The sequence below is a fragment of the Microbacterium sp. genome, assembly GCF_036566905.1.
Classification (GTDB): domain Bacteria; phylum Actinomycetota; class Actinomycetes; order Actinomycetales; family Microbacteriaceae; genus Microbacterium.
Map to the genome: position 1 here is coordinate 17,433 of NZ_DATCVK010000088.1, position 16,907 is coordinate 34,339.

The window sequence follows — 16,907 nt, forward strand, 5'->3', positions numbered from 1 at the left end:
CTGCCGCGATGAGGCCGGTACTGGCCGACGACTCGCTGTCCGTCCTCGTCCGGGGCTACGACTTCGGCGAGCGGATCTGGCGACGGGTCCGCGAGGGTGCGCGGTCCGCCCCGATGCGATTGCTGGGCCGTGACGCGCTCCTCGTGCGCGGCTCCGAGGGCGTGGCGGTCTTCTACGACGAGACGCGCATCGCCCGGCACGGTGCGATGCCCGCGATCGTGCAGGACACGCTGTTCGGACACGGTTCCGTGCACAGTCTCGACGGCGACGAGCACCGCCACCGGAAGGCGACCTTCGTCGACGTCGCCTACGAGGATGCCGAGGTCGAACGCCTCCAGCCGCTGCTCGAGCGGGAGTGGCGCCACGAGCTCGACGCGTGGCTCGAAGGCGGCGATCGCTCCGCCTACGACGCCGCAGTCGGTGCGCTGGGCCGCGCGATCATGACGTGGGCAGGCTTGCCGGGCACGCCCGCCGCGAAGACCCGCTGGGCGGCGCGCCTCGCGCAGATCGTGGACGGCTTCGGCGCACCCTACTCTCCCGCCTACGTCGCCGCGGCGGTGAATCGACGCTGGTCCGACCGGCATGCGCGACGCCTCATCGAGGCCGTGCGCGAAGGCGACCTCGCCGCGGCGGAGGGGACGGCGCTCCATTCCTGGGCCCGGCACCGCGACCGCGCCGGTGAGCTGTTGCCCGCACAGCTCGCGGGAGTGGAGCTGCAGAATTCGATGCGGCCGATGATCGCCGTCGCGCGCTTCGTCGCCTTCGCCGCCAAGGAGCTGCACGACCGGCCCGAGTGGCGGGCTCACATCGCCGCCGAGACGGCGGAGCGGGCGACGCTGGTGGGCGGTCCCCTGGCAATCATGTTCGCTCAGGAGGTCCGGCGGACCGCGCCCTTCGTGCCGATGCTGCCCGGGTGGGCGACCCAGGATGTCGAGCTCGACGGTCAGCACCTCGCCGCCGGCGGTCGGGTGGTGCTCGACATCCTCGGCACCAACACGGACGCCCGCTCCTGGGAGAGCCCTGCCGCCTTCGATCCCGAGCGCTTCCGCGGCGTCGAGGACTATGAGGCGCTGTCCGCCTTCATCCCGCACGGCGGCGCTGATGTGGCGACCGGCCACCGCTGCCCCGGTGAGAAGATCGCCATCGCCGGCCTCGCGGCCGCGATCGCCGCGCTGAGCGATGCCCGGCTGACGGTCCTCGACTCCGGTCTCTCGGTGAACCGCCGCCGGCTCCCGACGATGCCAAGGTCGGGAGCACGGGTGCGGGCCGACGGGACGTCGTCACGCTGTCCGGTCCACTGACGGCGGGTGAGGCCTCCCGTCTCCGCGGTGCTGCGCGCGAGCGCTCACGGATTCGGGTGGTCCTCGGCACGGCGGACGTCGGCGAGCGTCGCCTTCCAGGTGCTCCGCCGCGGGCGCCGGCGGTCGAAGAGCTTCCTCAGGGTGTCTCCGACGGAGCGGAGAGCTGATCCGAATGTGATCATGTCTGCTCACCTTCAAGCAGTGGGGGGTTGTCTGTGGAACAGGCATATCCGTTGGACGCCACCGCGTCTGGGGGCTTGACCTGACGCGCGAGGTGTGGTGTCGCCGGTAGGTGCGATGATCCGCACGGGGACGATCGGCGGGAGGGCGCGATGCGGGGCGAGGCGACCGTGCTGCACGCCGACCTCGACGCCTTCTACGCCTCGGTCGAGCAGCGCGACGCCCCCGCGCTGCGCGGACGGCCCGTCATCGTCGGCGGTGGCGTGGTGCTGGCGGCGAGCTACGAGGCGAAGGCCCGCGGCGTGCGCACGGCGATGGGCGGCCGGCAGGCCCGCGAGCTCTGTCCGGATGCGGTGGTCGTGCCGCCGCGGATGGACGCGTACTCCGCGGCCAGCCGAGACGTGTTCGCGATCTTCCGCGATACGACACCGCTCGTGGAGGGGCTCTCGATCGACGAGGCCTTCCTGGAGGTCGGCGGTCTGCGACGCATCGCGGGCACGCCCGAGCAGGTCGCCGTGCGATTGCGCGAACGGGTCCGCACAGAGGTCGGACTCGCGATCTCAGTCGGGGTAGCGCGGACGAAGTTCCTCGCCAAGGTCGCCAGCGCGGTGAGCAAGCCCGACGGTCTGCTCATCGTCGAGCCCGACCAGGAAGAGGCGTTCCTGCTGCCGCTGCCGGTCGAACGGCTGTGGGGCGTCGGCGCCGTGACCGCGGAGAAACTGCACCGGCTCGGCATCCACTCCGTCGGGCAGCTGGCCGAACTCGAAGCCGCGACCGCCGAGAGGCTGCTGGGCAAGGCCACCGGCGTGCACCTCCACGCGCTCGCCCGCCTGCGCGACCCGCGCCCCGTCGACACCACGCGGCGCCGCGGCTCGATCGGCTCTCAGCGGGCACTCGGCAATCATCCGCGCACAGCGGAAGAGCTCGACCTCTTCCTGACGCAGATCGTCGATCGGCTCGCCCGCCGCCTGCGCGAGCGTGACCGCGTGTGCCGCACGGTCGTGCTGCGCCTGCGGTACGGCGACTACGCGAAGGCCACCAGATCCCGCACGTTCCGCTTCGCGACCGATCGCACCGCCCTGCTGCTCGAGGTCGCGCGCGGGCTGCTCGCCGCCGCCCAACCCGAGATCGAGCAGCGCGGCATCACCCTCATCGGCGTCTCGCTGTCGCAGCTCGGCCGCGCCGACAGCGTCCCGCCCGAGCTGCCCATCGACTGGGAAGACGGGTCGCGCCTCGATGGGGTGCTCGATGCGGTTCGTGACCGCTTCGGCACGGCGTCAGTGGCCCGTGCCGCGCAACTCGGTCGCGATCCGGGCTGGTCGACACCGTTGCTTCCCGAACACGAGTGACCGCGGACCGCCATCCGAGGGAACCGGCGGCGATGTCGCCGGCCGCGCTTACCCTGCTCCCATGGCGGAGCGTGTCGAACTGTGGTGGGCCCGCCGCCAGTTCTCCAAAGGGTCGGAAGTCCCCTACCCCGTGGGGAGCTATCGCGAGGCCTGGGCACCGTTCCCCGCGCTCATCCGCCAGTACCATCCGGAGCTCAACGCCGGCATCGTCTTGAGCCAGGTCCCGCCCGCGGCTGACGTGCTGCTGCTGTGGCAGTGCGAGGCCGGCCACAAGTTCGCCGCCACCCCCGACGAGCAGCGCAACCGGCCCGGACGCGAACGCCGCCGCTCCGCCTGGTGCCCCGACTGCGCGGACCTCGCCCGGCCCGCCCGCGCCTTGCCGATGCGGGACGCGGTGACCCCTCCCGACTCCCCCGTCCCCGCCGCCGTCGCCAACCCCACCGGGCGCGCGGTCCTTCGGCCGCGCACGCCGAGACGCAGGCTGCAGGTGTGCGCGAAGACGCCTGATCTGCCCGTCGGCGAGCCGTTCCACTCGGAATGCGCGCCGAAGCCTGCGTCCGCGGTCGAAGCGCAGCTGCGCGCCGACCTCTTCTCCCGCCTCTCGGCCACAACCGGCCTGAACGCCGTGCGCGTCGCGCGGCCGTTCTTCGACCACGTGGAGGTGTGGCCCGACATCCTGCTTCCCGAGCTGCGTGTCGCCGTCGAGTACGACAGCACCGGCCGGCACGGTCTCGAGCACGTCGGCAAGCGCGAGGACGCCGACCTCCGCAAAGACCGCGCGCTGCGTTCTGCGCGATGGGAGGTCGTCCGTATCCGGACGGGCAAGCTCGAACCGCTGGGCCCGTTCGACCTGCAGATGTCGGCCTGGAACCGGAAGGCCCTCGAGCGCCTCATCGACACGCTCCGAGACATCCGCGGACCACTGCTCGTCGACCCGTACCTCGCCTGACGGCGAACCGCCGGCGACAGCACAGCGGCACGTTCGGATCGCGTCTATCCGAGGTGTCGGGCGAGGGCTTCGAGCAGGCCTCGCGTTCCTTGTTCGCGGTTTGCCCCGTCTGCCCAGAACCGGTCGAAGAAGACTCCGTGCTCGGCATGCGTGAAGCGGGTGCCCTCGGGAATCCGCTCGAACTCGAGAGATGCCACCGAGGTGGACATGTGGATGCCGTCGAGCCACATGTCGTAGGTCGTGACGATGCGCACGTGCTCGACGATGTCGGTGTAGACGGCCTCGTACCGTGACAGCGGTCCGCCGTGGAACTGCGCCTCGTCGACGTCGCGTCCGCCGACACGGAAGTCGAATGCCCACTCGCGCGCGTCGAAAGCGTCACTGTCGCCGAACCAGCTGCGCTTCTGCCTCTCGTCGGCGAACGCCTGCCAGACGTTCTTGACGGGTACGGGATAGTCGCGGGTGATGGTGAACCCGGCGTGGGCGAGTCGGCGCTCGATCGTCATCGCTGCTCCTATCGGGTGAAGGTGACGTGGATGGTGCCGCTTTCGGCGACCTCCGTGGTCACGCGGTGGGTGTGCTCGAGACCGCGAAGGCCGTCCCACACGCGGTTGCCCCGGGCGAGCACGATCGGTGCGATCCCGACGTGCAGTTCATCGACGAGGCCGGCGCGCAGGAACTCCTGCGCGGTGCGCACGCCGCCCCCGACCCGGACGTCGAGCCCGCCGGCGGCGGCGGTGGCCTCCGCGAGCACCTCCTCGATCGCGCCGGTTCGGAAATGGAAAGTCGTGCCGTTGGCCATCGCGATCGACGGGCGGGGTGCGGAGTGCGTGAGCACGTAGACCGGGCAGCCGAACGGCGGCTCATCGCCCCACCACCCCTGCCAGTCCGGGTCGTCGGGATTCGCGTGCAGACCGAACATCGCCGCGCCCATGATCTCGGCGCCCACGCCGGTGAAGAAGGCTGCGGCATACGACTCGTCGACGCCGGTCCTGCCCGCGCCGCTCGTGTCGCCGAAGACCTTCTGCCGGAAGGTGCGGGTGGCGGCGTATGCCGCCGTGAGGGGTCCCCAGTCCTCACCCATGGGGTTGTCGGCCGTGGGGTCGGGAGTCGCGGTGTATCCGTCGAGTGACGAGAACAGGTCGATGCGAACTCGGGTCATTGCGAGGTCTCCTTGTCAGAGATGCGGGTCAGGTGGATGCCGAGGCGGTCTGCCTGTCGCTCGGCGGGTGTTCGCTGCTCGCCCAGCCAGACGTGCACGACATCGAGCGCGCCCGGTCGCAGGCTCACGGTGCGGACGCGCCCCTGCTTGTTCGAGGTGATGACTCCCGCGTCCTCGAGGATGCGCAGGTGCTGAAGCAGCGACGGCAGCGTCATAGAGACCAGTTCCAGGAGGTCGGACACCACCGCCGGGGACTTCGCTAGCCGCTCGACGACCATCCGCCGAGTGGGATCCGCGAGAGCGCGGAGCACCGCGTCCAGCTCCGCGGAATAGTTAGGCATATGCCTAACTATTGCTCATGCGCGCCCCCACGTCAACCGGGCACGGGAGCGAGAGGGGACTCTCGGGCGTGGGACTGTTCAGCGCGGTGCGGGCTGCGTGCGGCGGAGCACGATGACGTCGGTCGGATGCAGGACGACGAGGTCACCGGCATCCAGGTCACGACCCGTGAGCAGGTCTGTGCCATCGGCGTGGAGGCGGATCGTCGCGTCGAGCGGCCCGTGATGCAGGAGGAAGTCGACGGCCTGTCCATCTGGTGCGACGCGCGTGGCGAACTCAAGCCCAGGGACGCCGGCGTACGGGCCGACGAGGTCGTGCCGCTCGAGCGCACGGGTCAAGATGCGCTCGAGCCCGACCGTGTCGAGCTGAGTCCCGACGTACCACACATGGCCCTCCCGGTCGTCGTCAACGCGAAGGGTGCGGCGAGTGATCGCAGGCTCACCCGCGTAGAAGTCGGCTCCGTAGCGGGCCATCACCTCGGCACCCTCGGCGACGAGCACCTCGAAGACCATCTCCCCCGCCGCGCGAGAGGCACCTTCCTCGGCGTCGAAGATGACAGGGTTCTGGACGCCGGGTTCGGCGGCATCGGTCTCGGCGACCTGCACGCCGGCGAGCCGGGCGAGCGGGCCCGGCGCATCCGCGAGGAATCGGCGGTCGTCCTCATCCGCGCGACCGGACAGACACCCGGTGATGACCGTGCCGCCGCGCTCGGCCACGGCCTGCAGGCGCTCAGCGGTGTCTCCCTTGACGAGGTGGAGGAGCGGCGCGGCCACGACGTCGTAGGCACTCAGGTCGGCGGTCACCGGCACGACGTCGAGCTGAGCGCCGGCCTCCCAGAACGGGCGGGCCCAATCGGTGATGGTCGACAGATATCGGAGGTGGCGGTTCGGGCCGTCGGCCATCTCCACCGCCCACCACGAGTCCCAGTCCACGAGCAGCGCGCAGCGTGCGGGAGTCCGGGCACCGAGGAGGATGTCACCGACGGTCTCCAGCTCCTTGCCGATGCCGGCCACCTCTCGAAAGGCGCGCGTGTCGAGCCGCCCCGAGTGGTCCAGCACGGCGCCGTGAGTCATCTCGCACGCACCACGCGACGCCCGCATCTGGAAGTAGAGGACCGAGTCCGCGCCATGGGCGACCGCCTGCCAGGACCAGAGACGCACGACGCCCGGGCGTCTCACCGGATTGACGTCGCGCGACGCGGTGACGGACGGCGTCTGCTCCATGAGCCAGAACGGGGCGCCGTCCTTCAGCCCACGCATGAGGTCGTGGGCGAGCGCGGTCGCCCAGGGCTCGTCGTACCGGCGCGGGTAGTTGTCCCAGGACGCGAAGTCGAGGTCGGCCGACCAGCGGTGATAGTCGAGGGGCTGGAAGAAGCCCATGAAGTTCGTGGTCACCGGCAGCTCTGAGTGCTCGCGGATGGCAGCCTTCTCGTCGCGGAACTGGCGCAGCGCGTTGTCGGTCGAGAACCGATGGAAATCCAGCGTGATGCCCTGGAAGGCCGTCTTGCCGAGTCCTCCCCAGTGCTCGGTGAGCGCGCTCGGGGGTTCGATCTCGCCCCAGTCGGTGAAGCGGTGCGACCAGAACACCGTGTTCCACGCCTCGTTGAGCTCATCCAGCGTCTCGTATCGCGCCGTGAGCCAGCGGCGGAACTCGGCCGCGCACAGATCGCAGTAGCAGCGACCCCCGTACTCGTTCCCGATGTGCCACGCGACGACGGCCGGGTGCGACCCGTAGCGCTCTGCGAGGCGCTCGGCGATCCGGGCGGCGAGGCGCCGGTAGTCGGGCGAGCTCCAGCATGCATTGTGCCGCTGTCCGTACCAGTGCCGTCGTCCCTCGAAATCCACGCGCGTGGTGTCGGGGTACTTCCGCGCGATCCAGGGAGGAAGCGCCCCCGTCCCCGTGCCGAGGCAGATCGACCGTCCTTCATCGGATGCCCGCTGGACGATCCTGTCGAGCATCGAGAAGTCGACCACGTCCTCCTCCGGCTGCGTCAGCGCCCAGGTGAACACCCCCACGGTCACCGTCGTGATGCGCGCGGCGTCGAAGGCCTCGTAATCGCGGTCCCACGTCTCACCCGGCCATTGCTCGGGTGAGTAGTCTCCGCCGTAGGCGAGGTGGTCGAGGTCGGGCAGACGGGCCGCAGCCGGCTTCGCTGCGGGATGCTGCAGGATCGTGAGTTCGGGGAGTGGTCTCGGTCGCAGATCAGGCATCGTCCGTGAACCTCTTCGTGACGTGGTGGAACACAGGGCGCGCCATCAGTGCGAGAAGACCGACGACCGCCCACAGGAAGAGCAACAGCATCACTTCCGATGCGATGAGAACGACGAACGCGGCGACCAGGACGAGCGACAGGACGCCCAGCGAGTAGCCCCAGCGAGGAACGATCTGCGTGAGCGCGATGCGTGCGGCATCGCGGGTTCGAAACCGGAACCCGGCCGTGAGAATGAGCATGTGGCCGGCCCACACGATCACGAGCGAGCCCAGGAACAGCAGGAAGGGGCGCATCGCCGCTCCGCCGTCGACGGCATCGAGATGGATGAGGTTGAACGTCAGCATCGCGAGGACGAGGCTCACGGGAACAGCCCAGACGAGCGTCGCACCGAGGTCTCGACGATAGGCGCGGAAGAAGTGGCTCGCGGGTGCCAGGTCGTCGGAGCTGGCACCCGCGCGCACCGCCGACACCCCCGCGACGAGTGCCGGAGCGACCGGCAGCAGCGCGAGGACGAACAGGGGCAGGTTCGAAGGGTCGCGGTCGAGCAGCAGGACGGCACCGACCGTGGGAAGCGTCGCGAGCAGGAGCTGGACCTCGAGGACCAGCATCCGATACGCCACGGCTGCGGCGCGGGAGAGCGGTCCGCGGCCGATCTCGTCTGCGATGTCGGCCCGGCGCGGGCGATGGTCGACGCTCATGTTCTTCTCCTTCGGAAGGGGACGGTGGGCCGGCCGCGAAAGGAAGCCGGCCCACCGGCCTCACTCGCCGGACTCGCTCCGGCCTCGCTCCAGCGCGGTGTTGATCGTGTCGATGAGCTGGCTCGCGCCGAGACTCTCCATCTCGCTGACGTACGCGTCCCAGTCGTCGTCGATGGATCGCTGACCGGTGATGAACGACGCGGTCGCGGATTGCACAGCGTCCGACAGCTGCGTCTGGAGGAGCGACGTCTGTTCGAGTTCGATCTCGTTCAGAAGCGGAGCGGGTGCGGTCGGCAGCTGCTCCTTCGCGTCGAGCTGCTCCTCGGTCCAGGCCGCGATCTCGTCGGTCATCATCGAGAGCACGAGGTCGCGCGAGGACCCGTTGGCGAGCAGGAAGACGCCGTTGCTGTAGCCGAAGTCGGCATTGAGCAGCTTCGGCGCCCCCGCGTTGATCGAGCTCCAGGCGATGTCGTCGTTGAGCTTCCGCGTGCCGTCCGCCTCGCGGGTGAAGGTCTCGCCTTCGACGCCCCACTGGGCGAACTCCAGCCCTTCGTCGGAGTAGTAGAGCCAGTCGATGAACTGAAGGAGCGCCTTGAAGTACGGCTTGTCCGCTGCCTCGCTGCCGATGAGAAGCCCCGACGTGAAGCGCCCGCTCGCCATATTCGACCCAGCCGGTCCACCGGGCACCGAGATCAGGCGGATGGGGACGTCACCCCGACCGGCATCCGCCAGCTTCGCCCGGTATTCGGCGAGGGCCTGGGTGTTCCCCGAGATGGCGGCCGACCGGCCGGAGACGAACTTCTGGACCGCCTGGTCGTCGCTCTGCGTGATCTCGGGGTCGAGCACCCCGGCCGCCACCAGGTCCGCGGCGTAGGAGACGACCTCCTTGTACTCGTCGGTCGCTCCCGTGAAGACGTACTCCCCCGCCTCCTCGTCGTACCAGGTGTTCGCATACCCCCATCCGGCAGCGGTGCCGTAGTTCGGGGCCATGACGTTCAGAAGCGAGCCCAGTGTCTGCGAGTCCGTCCAGCGGTCCGACATCGCGTAGTCGATCTCGGGATTGGCCTCCTTCACCTTCTCGAGCTGCTCCAGATACTCGTCCCAGGTGGCGGGGTCCTCGGTGATCCCGGCCTTCTCCCACAGGTCTTCGCGGATCACGACGGAGTACTGGACGTCCGGCGCCTCGCGCAGGCCCGGAAGATGGTAGATCTTCCCGTCCGCCTGGCGGCGGTTGTCGAGGTCCTCCTCGAGACCCCAGTCCTCGATCTTCTGCATGAAGTTCGGGAGGTAGTCGAAGTAGTCCGACACCGGCAGCAGGGCGCCGCCCGACACGAACTGGGTCTCGCTGCCCGCATAGCTCGACGAGATGATGTCGGTCGCCTCACCGCTGCCGATGAGGAGGGCCTTCTTCTGGTCGAAGTCGGCCATCGGGATGTCGGTGCGCGAGAAGGTGACGTTCTGGTCCTCCGCGAGGTGCTGGAACACCGACCAGTCGTCCTTGACCGGGTAGTTCGGATGGTCGCGGTACATGATCGAGAAATCGACGGGCTCGGTCGCCGTGAAGGTGACGTCGACACCGAAGTCCTCCATGGCTCCGACGGAGTGGGCCTCGTCGATGGTCACTCCGCCGTCATTCGCGACGGCCTCATCGGTGGGGCTGTTCGAGCACGCGGCGAGCGCCACCGCGCATACGGCGAGGCCTGCGAAGCCCGCGAGCACCTTGCGGGTGATGGTCATGATTTGTCTCCTGTTCTTGAACGTCGTCGTTCGACGGGGATGGGATTCGAGAGAGGTGCATCTCAGCCCTTGACGGACCCGAGCATCACGCCCGAGACGAAGTAGCGCTGGATGAAGGGGTAGAGGCAGATGATCGGAAGCACCGTGAGCAGCATCGTCACGGCCTGGATGTTGGACGCGATCTGGACGGCCTCGCCACCGGTGGCCTCCTGCGTTCCCGTCGCCGCAGCGATGAGGTTGCGCAAGTAGACCGTCACAGGGAACTGGCTCTTGTCGTCCATGAAGAGGAACGCGCTGAACCACGAGTTCCAGAGGCTCACCGCGTAGAAGAGGGTCATCGTCGCGATCACTGCTTTGGACAGGGGCAGAACGATGCGGAAGAAGATGCCGTACGTCGACAGCCCGTCGATCGCTGCCGCTTCCTCGAGATCGGCGGGGAAGTTCTCGAAGAACGACTTCATGACGAGGAGATTGAAGACGCTGAGGGCACCCGGCACGACGATGGCCCAGATGCTGTTGCGCCAGCCGAGGTAATTGGCGATGAGGATGTAGTTCGGAATGAGGCCGCCACCGAAGAACATTGTGAAGACCGCGACGCCGACGAAGAACGTGCGCCCCTTGAGATACGGCTTGCTGAGCGCATATGCATAGGTCGTCGTCAACGCCATCGCGATGATCGTTCCGACGATCGTGTAGAGGAACGTGTTGGCGTAGTTCGTCCAGAACAGCTGATCGCTCAGCACGACGCGGAAGGTGTCGAGGTTGAACCCGCGCGGGATGAGGTTGACCTCGCCGGCGGCGATGTAGCCCTCGGAAGAGAACGCCTTCGCGACGAGATTGACGAACGGGTACAGCGTGACGGCGCAGACCAGCAGCAGGCAGATCACGTTGACGGCACGGAACGCCTGGGTCCCTCGCGACTCCCGGATGACTCCGGTCTCCCTCCGGACGTGGGCGATGTCCGGCTTCTGGGGCAGCGATTCGGTCACCATAGCGAGGTTCCAACCATTCGACGGGAGAGGGCGTTCGCGCCGAGCACCAGCACCAGCCCGATGAGGGCCTCGAAGAGCCCGATGGCGGTGCCGTAGGAGAACTGGGCCGACTGGATGCCGACGCGGTACAGGTAGGTGGCGATGACGTCGGCCGTGGAGTAGATGAGCGGGTTCTGCAGCAGCAGCACCTTCTCGAATCCGACGGACATGAACGAGCCGATGTTCAGGATGAGGAGCACCATCATCGTCGGCTGGATGCCGGGCAGTGTGATGTGCCACGTCTGCTGCCACCGGTTCGCGCCGTCGATCCGCGCCGCCTCGTAGAGCTGGTCGTCGATTGTCGTGAGGGCCGCGAGGTAGAGGATCGTGCCCCAGCCGACGGTCTGCCACACCTCGGAGGACACGTAGATCGCACGGAACCACTCCGGCCGCTGCATGAACGGCACCGGGTCGGCGCCCATGGCCTCGACCACTTGGTTGACGGTTCCGTTGAGTGCCGTCAGCTGGAGCACGAGCCCCGCGACGATGACCACCGACATGAAGTGCGGCAGGTACGAGATCGTCTGCGCGATCCGCTTGAACCGCCGGGACCGCAGCTCATTGAGCATGAGAGCCAGGATGATCGGCAGGGGGAACGTGATCAGCAGCGTGAGAGCCCCGAGGATCACGGTGTTCCAGAACACCGTCCAGAACTGCTGGTTCGAGATGAACGTCTGGAAGTAGTAGAACCCCACCCACTCGTCTCCGAAGATCGATCCTCCGGGACGGAATCGACGGAAGGCGATGATGTTGCCCAGCATCGGGACGTATTTGAACACCAGCAGGAAGATCAGCGGTGCGATGAGGAAGGTGTAGAGCCGCCAGTCGCGGGCGAGAGCTCGACGCCACGATTGCTTCGCCCGAGGCGCCGGTTCGCCTCGGAAGAGCCGTCGCTTCGTCCGTGCGGTCGTGATCACCCGCGTCTCGTTGACCGGCGGCGGATCGCCCACCAGTGACAGGGGCGATTCAAGGGACTGTGTCATGAGAACTCCACATCGTCGTGGTTCAGATGCGTGCTACGGAGCGAGCACCAGCGCTTCGCCCTGCGCCTGAAGGCTGAGCTCCGCGGCCTTCAGGGCGTGGGCCTGGGTCATAGCGGTCTCGGTGCGGTCGAGGCAGTCTCGGATGAGCTGCCCGAAGTAGGGGAATCCGGTCATGCCGTTCGCATCGAAGCGGTACTGGCCCTCCTGGTTGACGAGGATGACCTGGCCGCCGCCGTTGTCGGTCGTGATGTCGATGTACTTGCGCAGCTCGATGTAGCCGTCGGTCCCCAGCAGGAGCGTGCGCCCGTCGCCGAACACGCCCAGACCGTCGGGGGTGAACCAGTCGACGCGGACGTAGCCGGTCGTGCCGTTGTCGAGGACGACGTGCGCGTCGCCGAAGTCCTGCAGACCCGGCGTGTCGGAGTGCGCGTAGTTCGCCACCGTCGAGGTCGACACGCGCCCGTCGGTCGCGCCGGTGTAGAAGAGCATCTGCTCGAAGTTGTGACTGCCGATATCGCAGAGGATGCCGCCGTACTGCTCGGGGTCGTAGAACCAGTCCGGTCGTCCTCCGCCGATGCGGTGCGGTCCGAAGCAGACCACCTGCAGGACCGTACCGATGGCGCCTCGTTCGATGAGCTGGCCGGCGAGGATCGCAGCCTCGGAGTGCACGCGCTCGCCGTAGTAGACCGCGTACTTACGACCGGTGCGCGCTGTCGCCTCACGGACGGCCTCGAGCTGGGCGAACGTGGTCAGCGGCGCCTTGTCGACGAATGCGTCCTTTCCTGCCTCGATCGCGCGCAGCCCGATCGGTGCGCGCTCCGAGGCGATGGCCGCTGTCGCAACCAGGCGCACCTCGGGATCATCGAGCACCTCTTGCTCCGACGATGCGACGCGGGCGGTCGGGTACCGCTGCGTGAAAGCCGCGATCCGGTCGGGGCTTTCGTCGAACACCCACTTCACCACTGCCCCGGCGCCGATGAGGCCGTCGGTCATGCCGAAGATGTGCCCATGGTCGAGGCCGACGGCCGCGAAGACGAACTCACCGGCGGCCACCACCGGCTGCGGGAGGGGATCGAACGTGTACGGATGGTTCATCGGGGGCTCTCCTCGAGATCGGTGACGTCATAGGCGCGGATGCGTCCGCACATGCCGTATCGGCGGTCTGCGGCCTGGGCAGGCGCCTGGTGCACCCGCGCGTCGCGCAGATGCGCGACATCGCCGCGCGCGATTGCCTCCGCGAGCGCGAGCGACTGCTCGGCTTGGGCGAGCGGGCGCTCCCGCACGAGCCGGCCCCATGCGCCGGCGCTGCCAACGACGAGTGCGCCGGCCGCCGCGTGGAAGTCCTCGAGAGGTCCCCGATCCCCCGCGGTGACGGCGTCGCGCAGCGCCTCGAAGCCGGCCACCGCGAGATCGCGACGTCGTGACACACGCTCCTCGCGACCGTCCGCCTCGCCGAGGGACGCCGCCGCGGCGTACGCGTCGGGGTCGCCGAGGATGTCGGCGGGGAAGGTCATCACCGCGTCGCCGGCCTCGGGCAGCCCCGCGTTGCTCATCAGGACGATCACCTTCAAACCCCCGCGGTTCACGGCGCGGTGGATCGTGCCGGGCGTGAACCACACGACCGATCCAGGCTCGAGCTCCGTCTCGTGGAATCCCTCGCGGTCGATCGTCTGCAGTGCCCCGCGACCCTCGACGACGACGTAGGCCTCGGTCGAGACGAGGTGCATGTGCGGGCTTCCGCCGCACACGCCGTCCGGGGCGGCATCCGCGTAGATGTCGAGGTGCGACAGCGAGGTGCCGCCGGGGAACGACGAGGTGCTCATGACGCGGCCGCCTCGACCAGCGACGCCTTCTTCTCGGAGAAGCGCGGCGCGTGCGCGACGAGCTGACCGGCCCGGTAGTACGGGTCGTCCGCCTTGAGCGGCAGCGACACGAAGGTGCGCTCGATGCCCGCCTTGTAGATCGCCGTGACGACCTCGATCGCGTTGCGGCCATCCCTCCCGTCCGCGATCGGCGCGCGGCCGTCGCGGAGTGCCGAGAGCAGGTCGCCGATCTGCCCCTCGTGTCCGCGGTGGCGCAGCGGCTCGCGATGCGAGGCGACGGCCTCGATGGCCGCGACGAGCTCGGCGTCGCCGCCCTTCGCGGGGAATCCCCCGCCGTCGGCCCGCTCGGCGACCACCTTCCACGGCTGCGAGACGCGGGCGTTCTCGCCCTGGATGACGATCTCCTGCTCCTCGCCGTGGTGCACCACCGAACTCGTCAGCTGAGCGAGGCCGCGCCCGTAGCGGAACACCGCAACCGAGAGGTCCTCGACTTCGCTGTTGTCGTGCTGTGCGTTCGCGAGCATCGCGGTGATCTCTGTCGGGCGGCCCAGCAGCCACAGAAGCAGGTCGATGTGGTGGATGGCGTGGTTGAGCGTGCTGCCTCCGCCTTCCTTCTCCCACGTGCCGCGCCACCACAGGTCGTAGTACGGCAGACCCCGCCACCAGGCGGAATCCACGCGCACGTGCGAGATCGAGCCGAGAAGCCCGGAATCGACGACGCTCTTGAGAGTGGCGAGGTCGTCGCGGAAGCGGTTCTGCGCGACGACCGAGAGGATCTTCCCCGAACGCTCCTGCGCCGCGAGCATGGCATCGCACTCCTCGAGAGAGGGGGCCATCGGCTTCTCCACGAGGACGTTCACGCCCCCGTCCAGCGCGGCGATCGAGAGCTTCGCGTGCGACGAGGGCGGCGTCGCGATGCTCACGAGGTCGAGTCGCGCCTCCGCGATCATCCGCAGCGGATCGTCGTAGCCGACCGCGTGCGTCAGTCCGAACACCTCCGCTTTCGCGGCCGCCTTGCCCGGCATGACATCGGCGAGTGCGACGATCTCGCACTGCCCGGGGAACGCCAGATACCCACTGATGTGGGCACTCGCGATACTGCCGGTGCCGATGATTCCGATTCTGAGCATTGCTTCCTCGCAAGTCTTTACTACGTATTACTAAGACGTAGTAGATAGTATGGAGGACACGTCCGCACGGTCAAGTACTTTTTCCGGGCAGGATGTCGGAGATGGGGGATGAACTCATGGGGAAGCGCCCGACCAGTCACGATGTCGCCCGTCGCGCGGGCGTCTCGCAGACGACGGTCTCGTTCGTCTTCACGGGCCGCAGCGGCATCTCGGCCGCCACGCGCGAGCGCGTGCTGGAGGCGGCCGCCGAGCTGAACTACCGCCCGAATCTTGCCGCCCGCTCCATGCGGACCCAGCGGACGGGGCGGCTGGCCGTGGTCATCCCCGTCTCCGGCCTGAACCTCTTCCCGGTGCTCGAGGGGGCGTCCGCCACGGCGCGCGACGCCGGCTACGTCGTCGAGGTGATCAGCCTCGCGTCCTCACCAGAGGAGCGCGCGGACGACCTCGCCTCTGTCGCCGAGTCCGGTGAGTACGAGGGCATCCTCTCGTTCTCCCCCATCCGGACGCCGCAGCCGACGTCGGACTCCGCTCCCGTGCTTCTGTCGCTCTCGGAATTCGACGAGAACATGCATGCGACCGGTGCCTTCAGTGACGCCCGTCCGGTGGCCGAGATGATGGAGAGGCTCGCGGAGATCGGCCACCGGAGGTTCCTGCACATCGCAGGACCGCCCGACTACCCGGCCGCGGTCGCACGCCGAGACGCATACCTCGCGACAGTCGATCGCCTCGGCCTCGAGTCACTCGGGGCGGTGGGCGGCGACTGGAGCGGCGCCACCGCGAACCAGAGTGTGCAGGCTCTGCCCGACGACACGCCGCCGCTGGCGATCATCGCCGCCAACGACGTCCTCGCTGCCGGCGCCATCCGCGGCGCGATCACGCGCGGATGGACGGTTCCCGGGGATGTGAGCGTGACGGGCTGGGACGACCTCACCATGAGCGCCCACTTCATCCCCTCCCTCACCACGGTGTTCCAGGACCGCCAGCGTCTCGGCGCCTATTCGATGCAGCGTCTCCTCGCCGCCATCCGCGGAACGGAGTCCCCCGTGCAGGAGGAGGCCCTGCAGAAGGTCATCTGGCGCGAGTCCGTCGCGCCACCCCGTGCTCGGTGAGACGGGACCCCCATCCTTCTGATCCGCAGTCGACCGGCCGGGCATGATGATGATGACGGATGCCGCCACCGCGGCTGCCGCCCCAGACCGACCCACCGCCACACAGGAGCACTTCGATGTCGACATCCCTCGCCGTTTCGGGCGTCCCGTTCGAGCTGACCCCCTCGGAGGGCTCGGAATGGACCGTCGCCCCCAACCGGGTGGAGGTGCTCGCCCCCGCGCACAGCGATCTCTTCGTCGATCCGAGCGGCGAGAGCGGGACCGCGGCGGAGACGATGCTCAACGCGGTCACGCTGCTCGGCCGGCCAGGCGCGGGGGATTTCGTCTTCTCGGCCCGCGTGGGCGCGGACTTCCGTGCGATGTTCGACGCCGCCGTTCTGCTCATCTGGGCCGATGAGCGGCACTGGGCGAAGCTGTGCTTCGAGCGGTCGCCGGCCGGCGAGACGATGGTGGTGTCGGTCGTCACCCGCGGGGTGTCGGATGACGCCAACTCGTTCACGGTCGACGGCGACGCGGTCTGGCTTCGCGTCTCGCGGATCGGCCGGGTGTTCGCCCTGCACGCCTCCACCGACGGCGACTGGTGGCACTTCGTCCGCGCGTTCGCGCTCGGCGACGACATCGGCGACGTGCAGCTCGGGTTCGAGGGCCAGAGCCCGACCGGCGACGGATGCACCGTGTGGTTCGACCGAGTGAGCTTCGCGCAGTCGACCCTCGGCGACCTGCGCGACGGCAGCTGACTCGGAACGGAGAACGACGGCCGCCCGACCGATGTGGTCAGACGGCCGCCGACCTCGCCCCGTTCTCAGTCGTCGCTCTCGACCCCAGTGGCGACCACCGCGAACTCGGCGTCCAGATCGATCTCGACGAACTCGCCGGCTTCGGTCAGAACGGTGACGTCCCACGG

16 protein-coding genes are annotated in these 16,907 nt (G+C 68.6%); 5 read left to right on the top strand and 11 right to left on the bottom strand.

The features are described 5' to 3' along the window. Positions 1–8: 8 nt before the first annotated feature. The 3 genes from VIP82_RS06815 (at position 9) to VIP82_RS06825 (ending at position 3,779) form a co-directional block, all read left to right on the top strand. Positions 9–1,301 (top strand): cytochrome P450, encoded by a 1,293-nt coding sequence (locus VIP82_RS06815; RefSeq protein ID WP_331906951.1) that lies wholly within the window; start codon positions 9–11, stop codon positions 1,299–1,301. Between the two features lie 332 nt (positions 1,302–1,633). Continuing rightward, positions 1,634–2,830 (top strand): DNA polymerase IV, encoded by a 1,197-nt coding sequence (dinB, locus tag VIP82_RS06820; protein ID WP_331906953.1) that lies wholly within the window; start codon positions 1,634–1,636, stop codon positions 2,828–2,830. A 61-nt stretch (positions 2,831–2,891) separates the two neighbouring features. Continuing rightward, positions 2,892–3,779 carry a zinc-ribbon domain-containing protein gene (locus VIP82_RS06825; protein WP_331906955.1) on the top strand — a complete coding sequence of 296 codons (888 nt, stop codon included), beginning with the start codon at positions 2,892–2,894 and terminating at the stop codon, positions 3,777–3,779. A gap of 44 nt (positions 3,780–3,823) precedes the next feature. Here VIP82_RS06825 and VIP82_RS06830 read toward each other — a convergent pair whose 3' ends face one another. From VIP82_RS06830 to VIP82_RS06880, 11 genes are all read right to left on the bottom strand, one after another. Beyond that, positions 3,824–4,285, bottom strand: coding sequence for an SRPBCC domain-containing protein (locus tag VIP82_RS06830; RefSeq protein ID WP_331906957.1), 462 nt, complete (start codon positions 4,283–4,285; stop codon positions 3,824–3,826). 8 nt (positions 4,286–4,293) lie between these two features. Beyond that, the gene (locus VIP82_RS06835; RefSeq protein WP_331906959.1) at positions 4,294–4,941 is read right to left on the bottom strand and encodes a dihydrofolate reductase family protein; all 648 of its coding nucleotides are present in this window, start codon (positions 4,939–4,941) and stop codon (positions 4,294–4,296) included. Then, positions 4,938–5,282: an ArsR/SmtB family transcription factor gene (locus tag VIP82_RS06840; RefSeq protein WP_331906961.1), complete on the bottom strand. Its 345-nt coding sequence runs from the start codon at positions 5,280–5,282 to the stop codon at positions 4,938–4,940. Before VIP82_RS06840 ends, VIP82_RS06835 begins: the two co-directional genes overlap by 4 nt. A gap of 78 nt (positions 5,283–5,360) precedes the next feature. Next, positions 5,361–7,490, bottom strand: a complete 2,130-nt coding sequence (locus tag VIP82_RS06845) for a beta-galactosidase (RefSeq protein WP_331906963.1) — start codon at positions 7,488–7,490, stop codon at positions 5,361–5,363. Further along, entirely contained in the window at positions 7,483–8,190 is a 708-nt protein-coding gene (locus VIP82_RS06850) for a YesL family protein (RefSeq protein WP_331906965.1), read from the bottom strand. The genes VIP82_RS06845 and VIP82_RS06850 overlap by 8 nt, the downstream gene beginning before the upstream one ends. A 60-nt stretch (positions 8,191–8,250) precedes the next feature. Then, positions 8,251–9,927: an ABC transporter substrate-binding protein gene (locus VIP82_RS06855; RefSeq protein WP_331906967.1), complete on the bottom strand. Its 1,677-nt coding sequence runs from the start codon at positions 9,925–9,927 to the stop codon at positions 8,251–8,253. A 62-nt stretch (positions 9,928–9,989) separates the two neighbouring features. Beyond that, positions 9,990–10,919: a carbohydrate ABC transporter permease gene (locus VIP82_RS06860; protein ID WP_331906969.1), complete on the bottom strand. Its 930-nt coding sequence runs from the start codon at positions 10,917–10,919 to the stop codon at positions 9,990–9,992. Then, positions 10,913–11,941: an ABC transporter permease gene (locus VIP82_RS06865; RefSeq protein ID WP_331906971.1), complete on the bottom strand. Its 1,029-nt coding sequence runs from the start codon at positions 11,939–11,941 to the stop codon at positions 10,913–10,915. The genes VIP82_RS06860 and VIP82_RS06865 overlap by 7 nt, the downstream gene beginning before the upstream one ends. Positions 11,942–11,974: 33 nt before the next feature. Continuing rightward, the gene (locus VIP82_RS06870) at positions 11,975–13,036 is read right to left on the bottom strand and encodes a Gfo/Idh/MocA family protein (protein ID WP_331906973.1); all 1,062 of its coding nucleotides are present in this window, start codon (positions 13,034–13,036) and stop codon (positions 11,975–11,977) included. Further along, the gene (locus VIP82_RS06875) at positions 13,033–13,764 is read right to left on the bottom strand and encodes a cupin domain-containing protein (protein ID WP_331906975.1); all 732 of its coding nucleotides are present in this window, start codon (positions 13,762–13,764) and stop codon (positions 13,033–13,035) included. Before VIP82_RS06875 ends, VIP82_RS06870 begins: the two co-directional genes overlap by 4 nt. Further along, complete coding sequence (locus tag VIP82_RS06880; protein WP_331906977.1) at positions 13,761–14,894, bottom strand: Gfo/Idh/MocA family protein; 1,134 nt, start codon at positions 14,892–14,894, stop codon at positions 13,761–13,763. The genes VIP82_RS06875 and VIP82_RS06880 overlap by 4 nt, the downstream gene beginning before the upstream one ends. Positions 14,895–14,995: 101 nt before the next feature. Here VIP82_RS06880 and VIP82_RS06885 point away from each other — a divergent pair, with 101 nt between their 5' ends. Both VIP82_RS06885 and VIP82_RS06890 read left to right on the top strand, forming a co-directional pair. Next, positions 14,996–16,003: a LacI family DNA-binding transcriptional regulator gene (locus tag VIP82_RS06885; protein WP_331906979.1), complete on the top strand. Its 1,008-nt coding sequence runs from the start codon at positions 14,996–14,998 to the stop codon at positions 16,001–16,003. Positions 16,004–16,119: 116 nt separating this feature from the next. After that, the gene (locus VIP82_RS06890; RefSeq protein WP_331906981.1) at positions 16,120–16,740 is read left to right on the top strand and encodes a DUF1349 domain-containing protein; all 621 of its coding nucleotides are present in this window, start codon (positions 16,120–16,122) and stop codon (positions 16,738–16,740) included. The last annotated feature ends 167 nt before the right edge of the window (positions 16,741–16,907 follow it).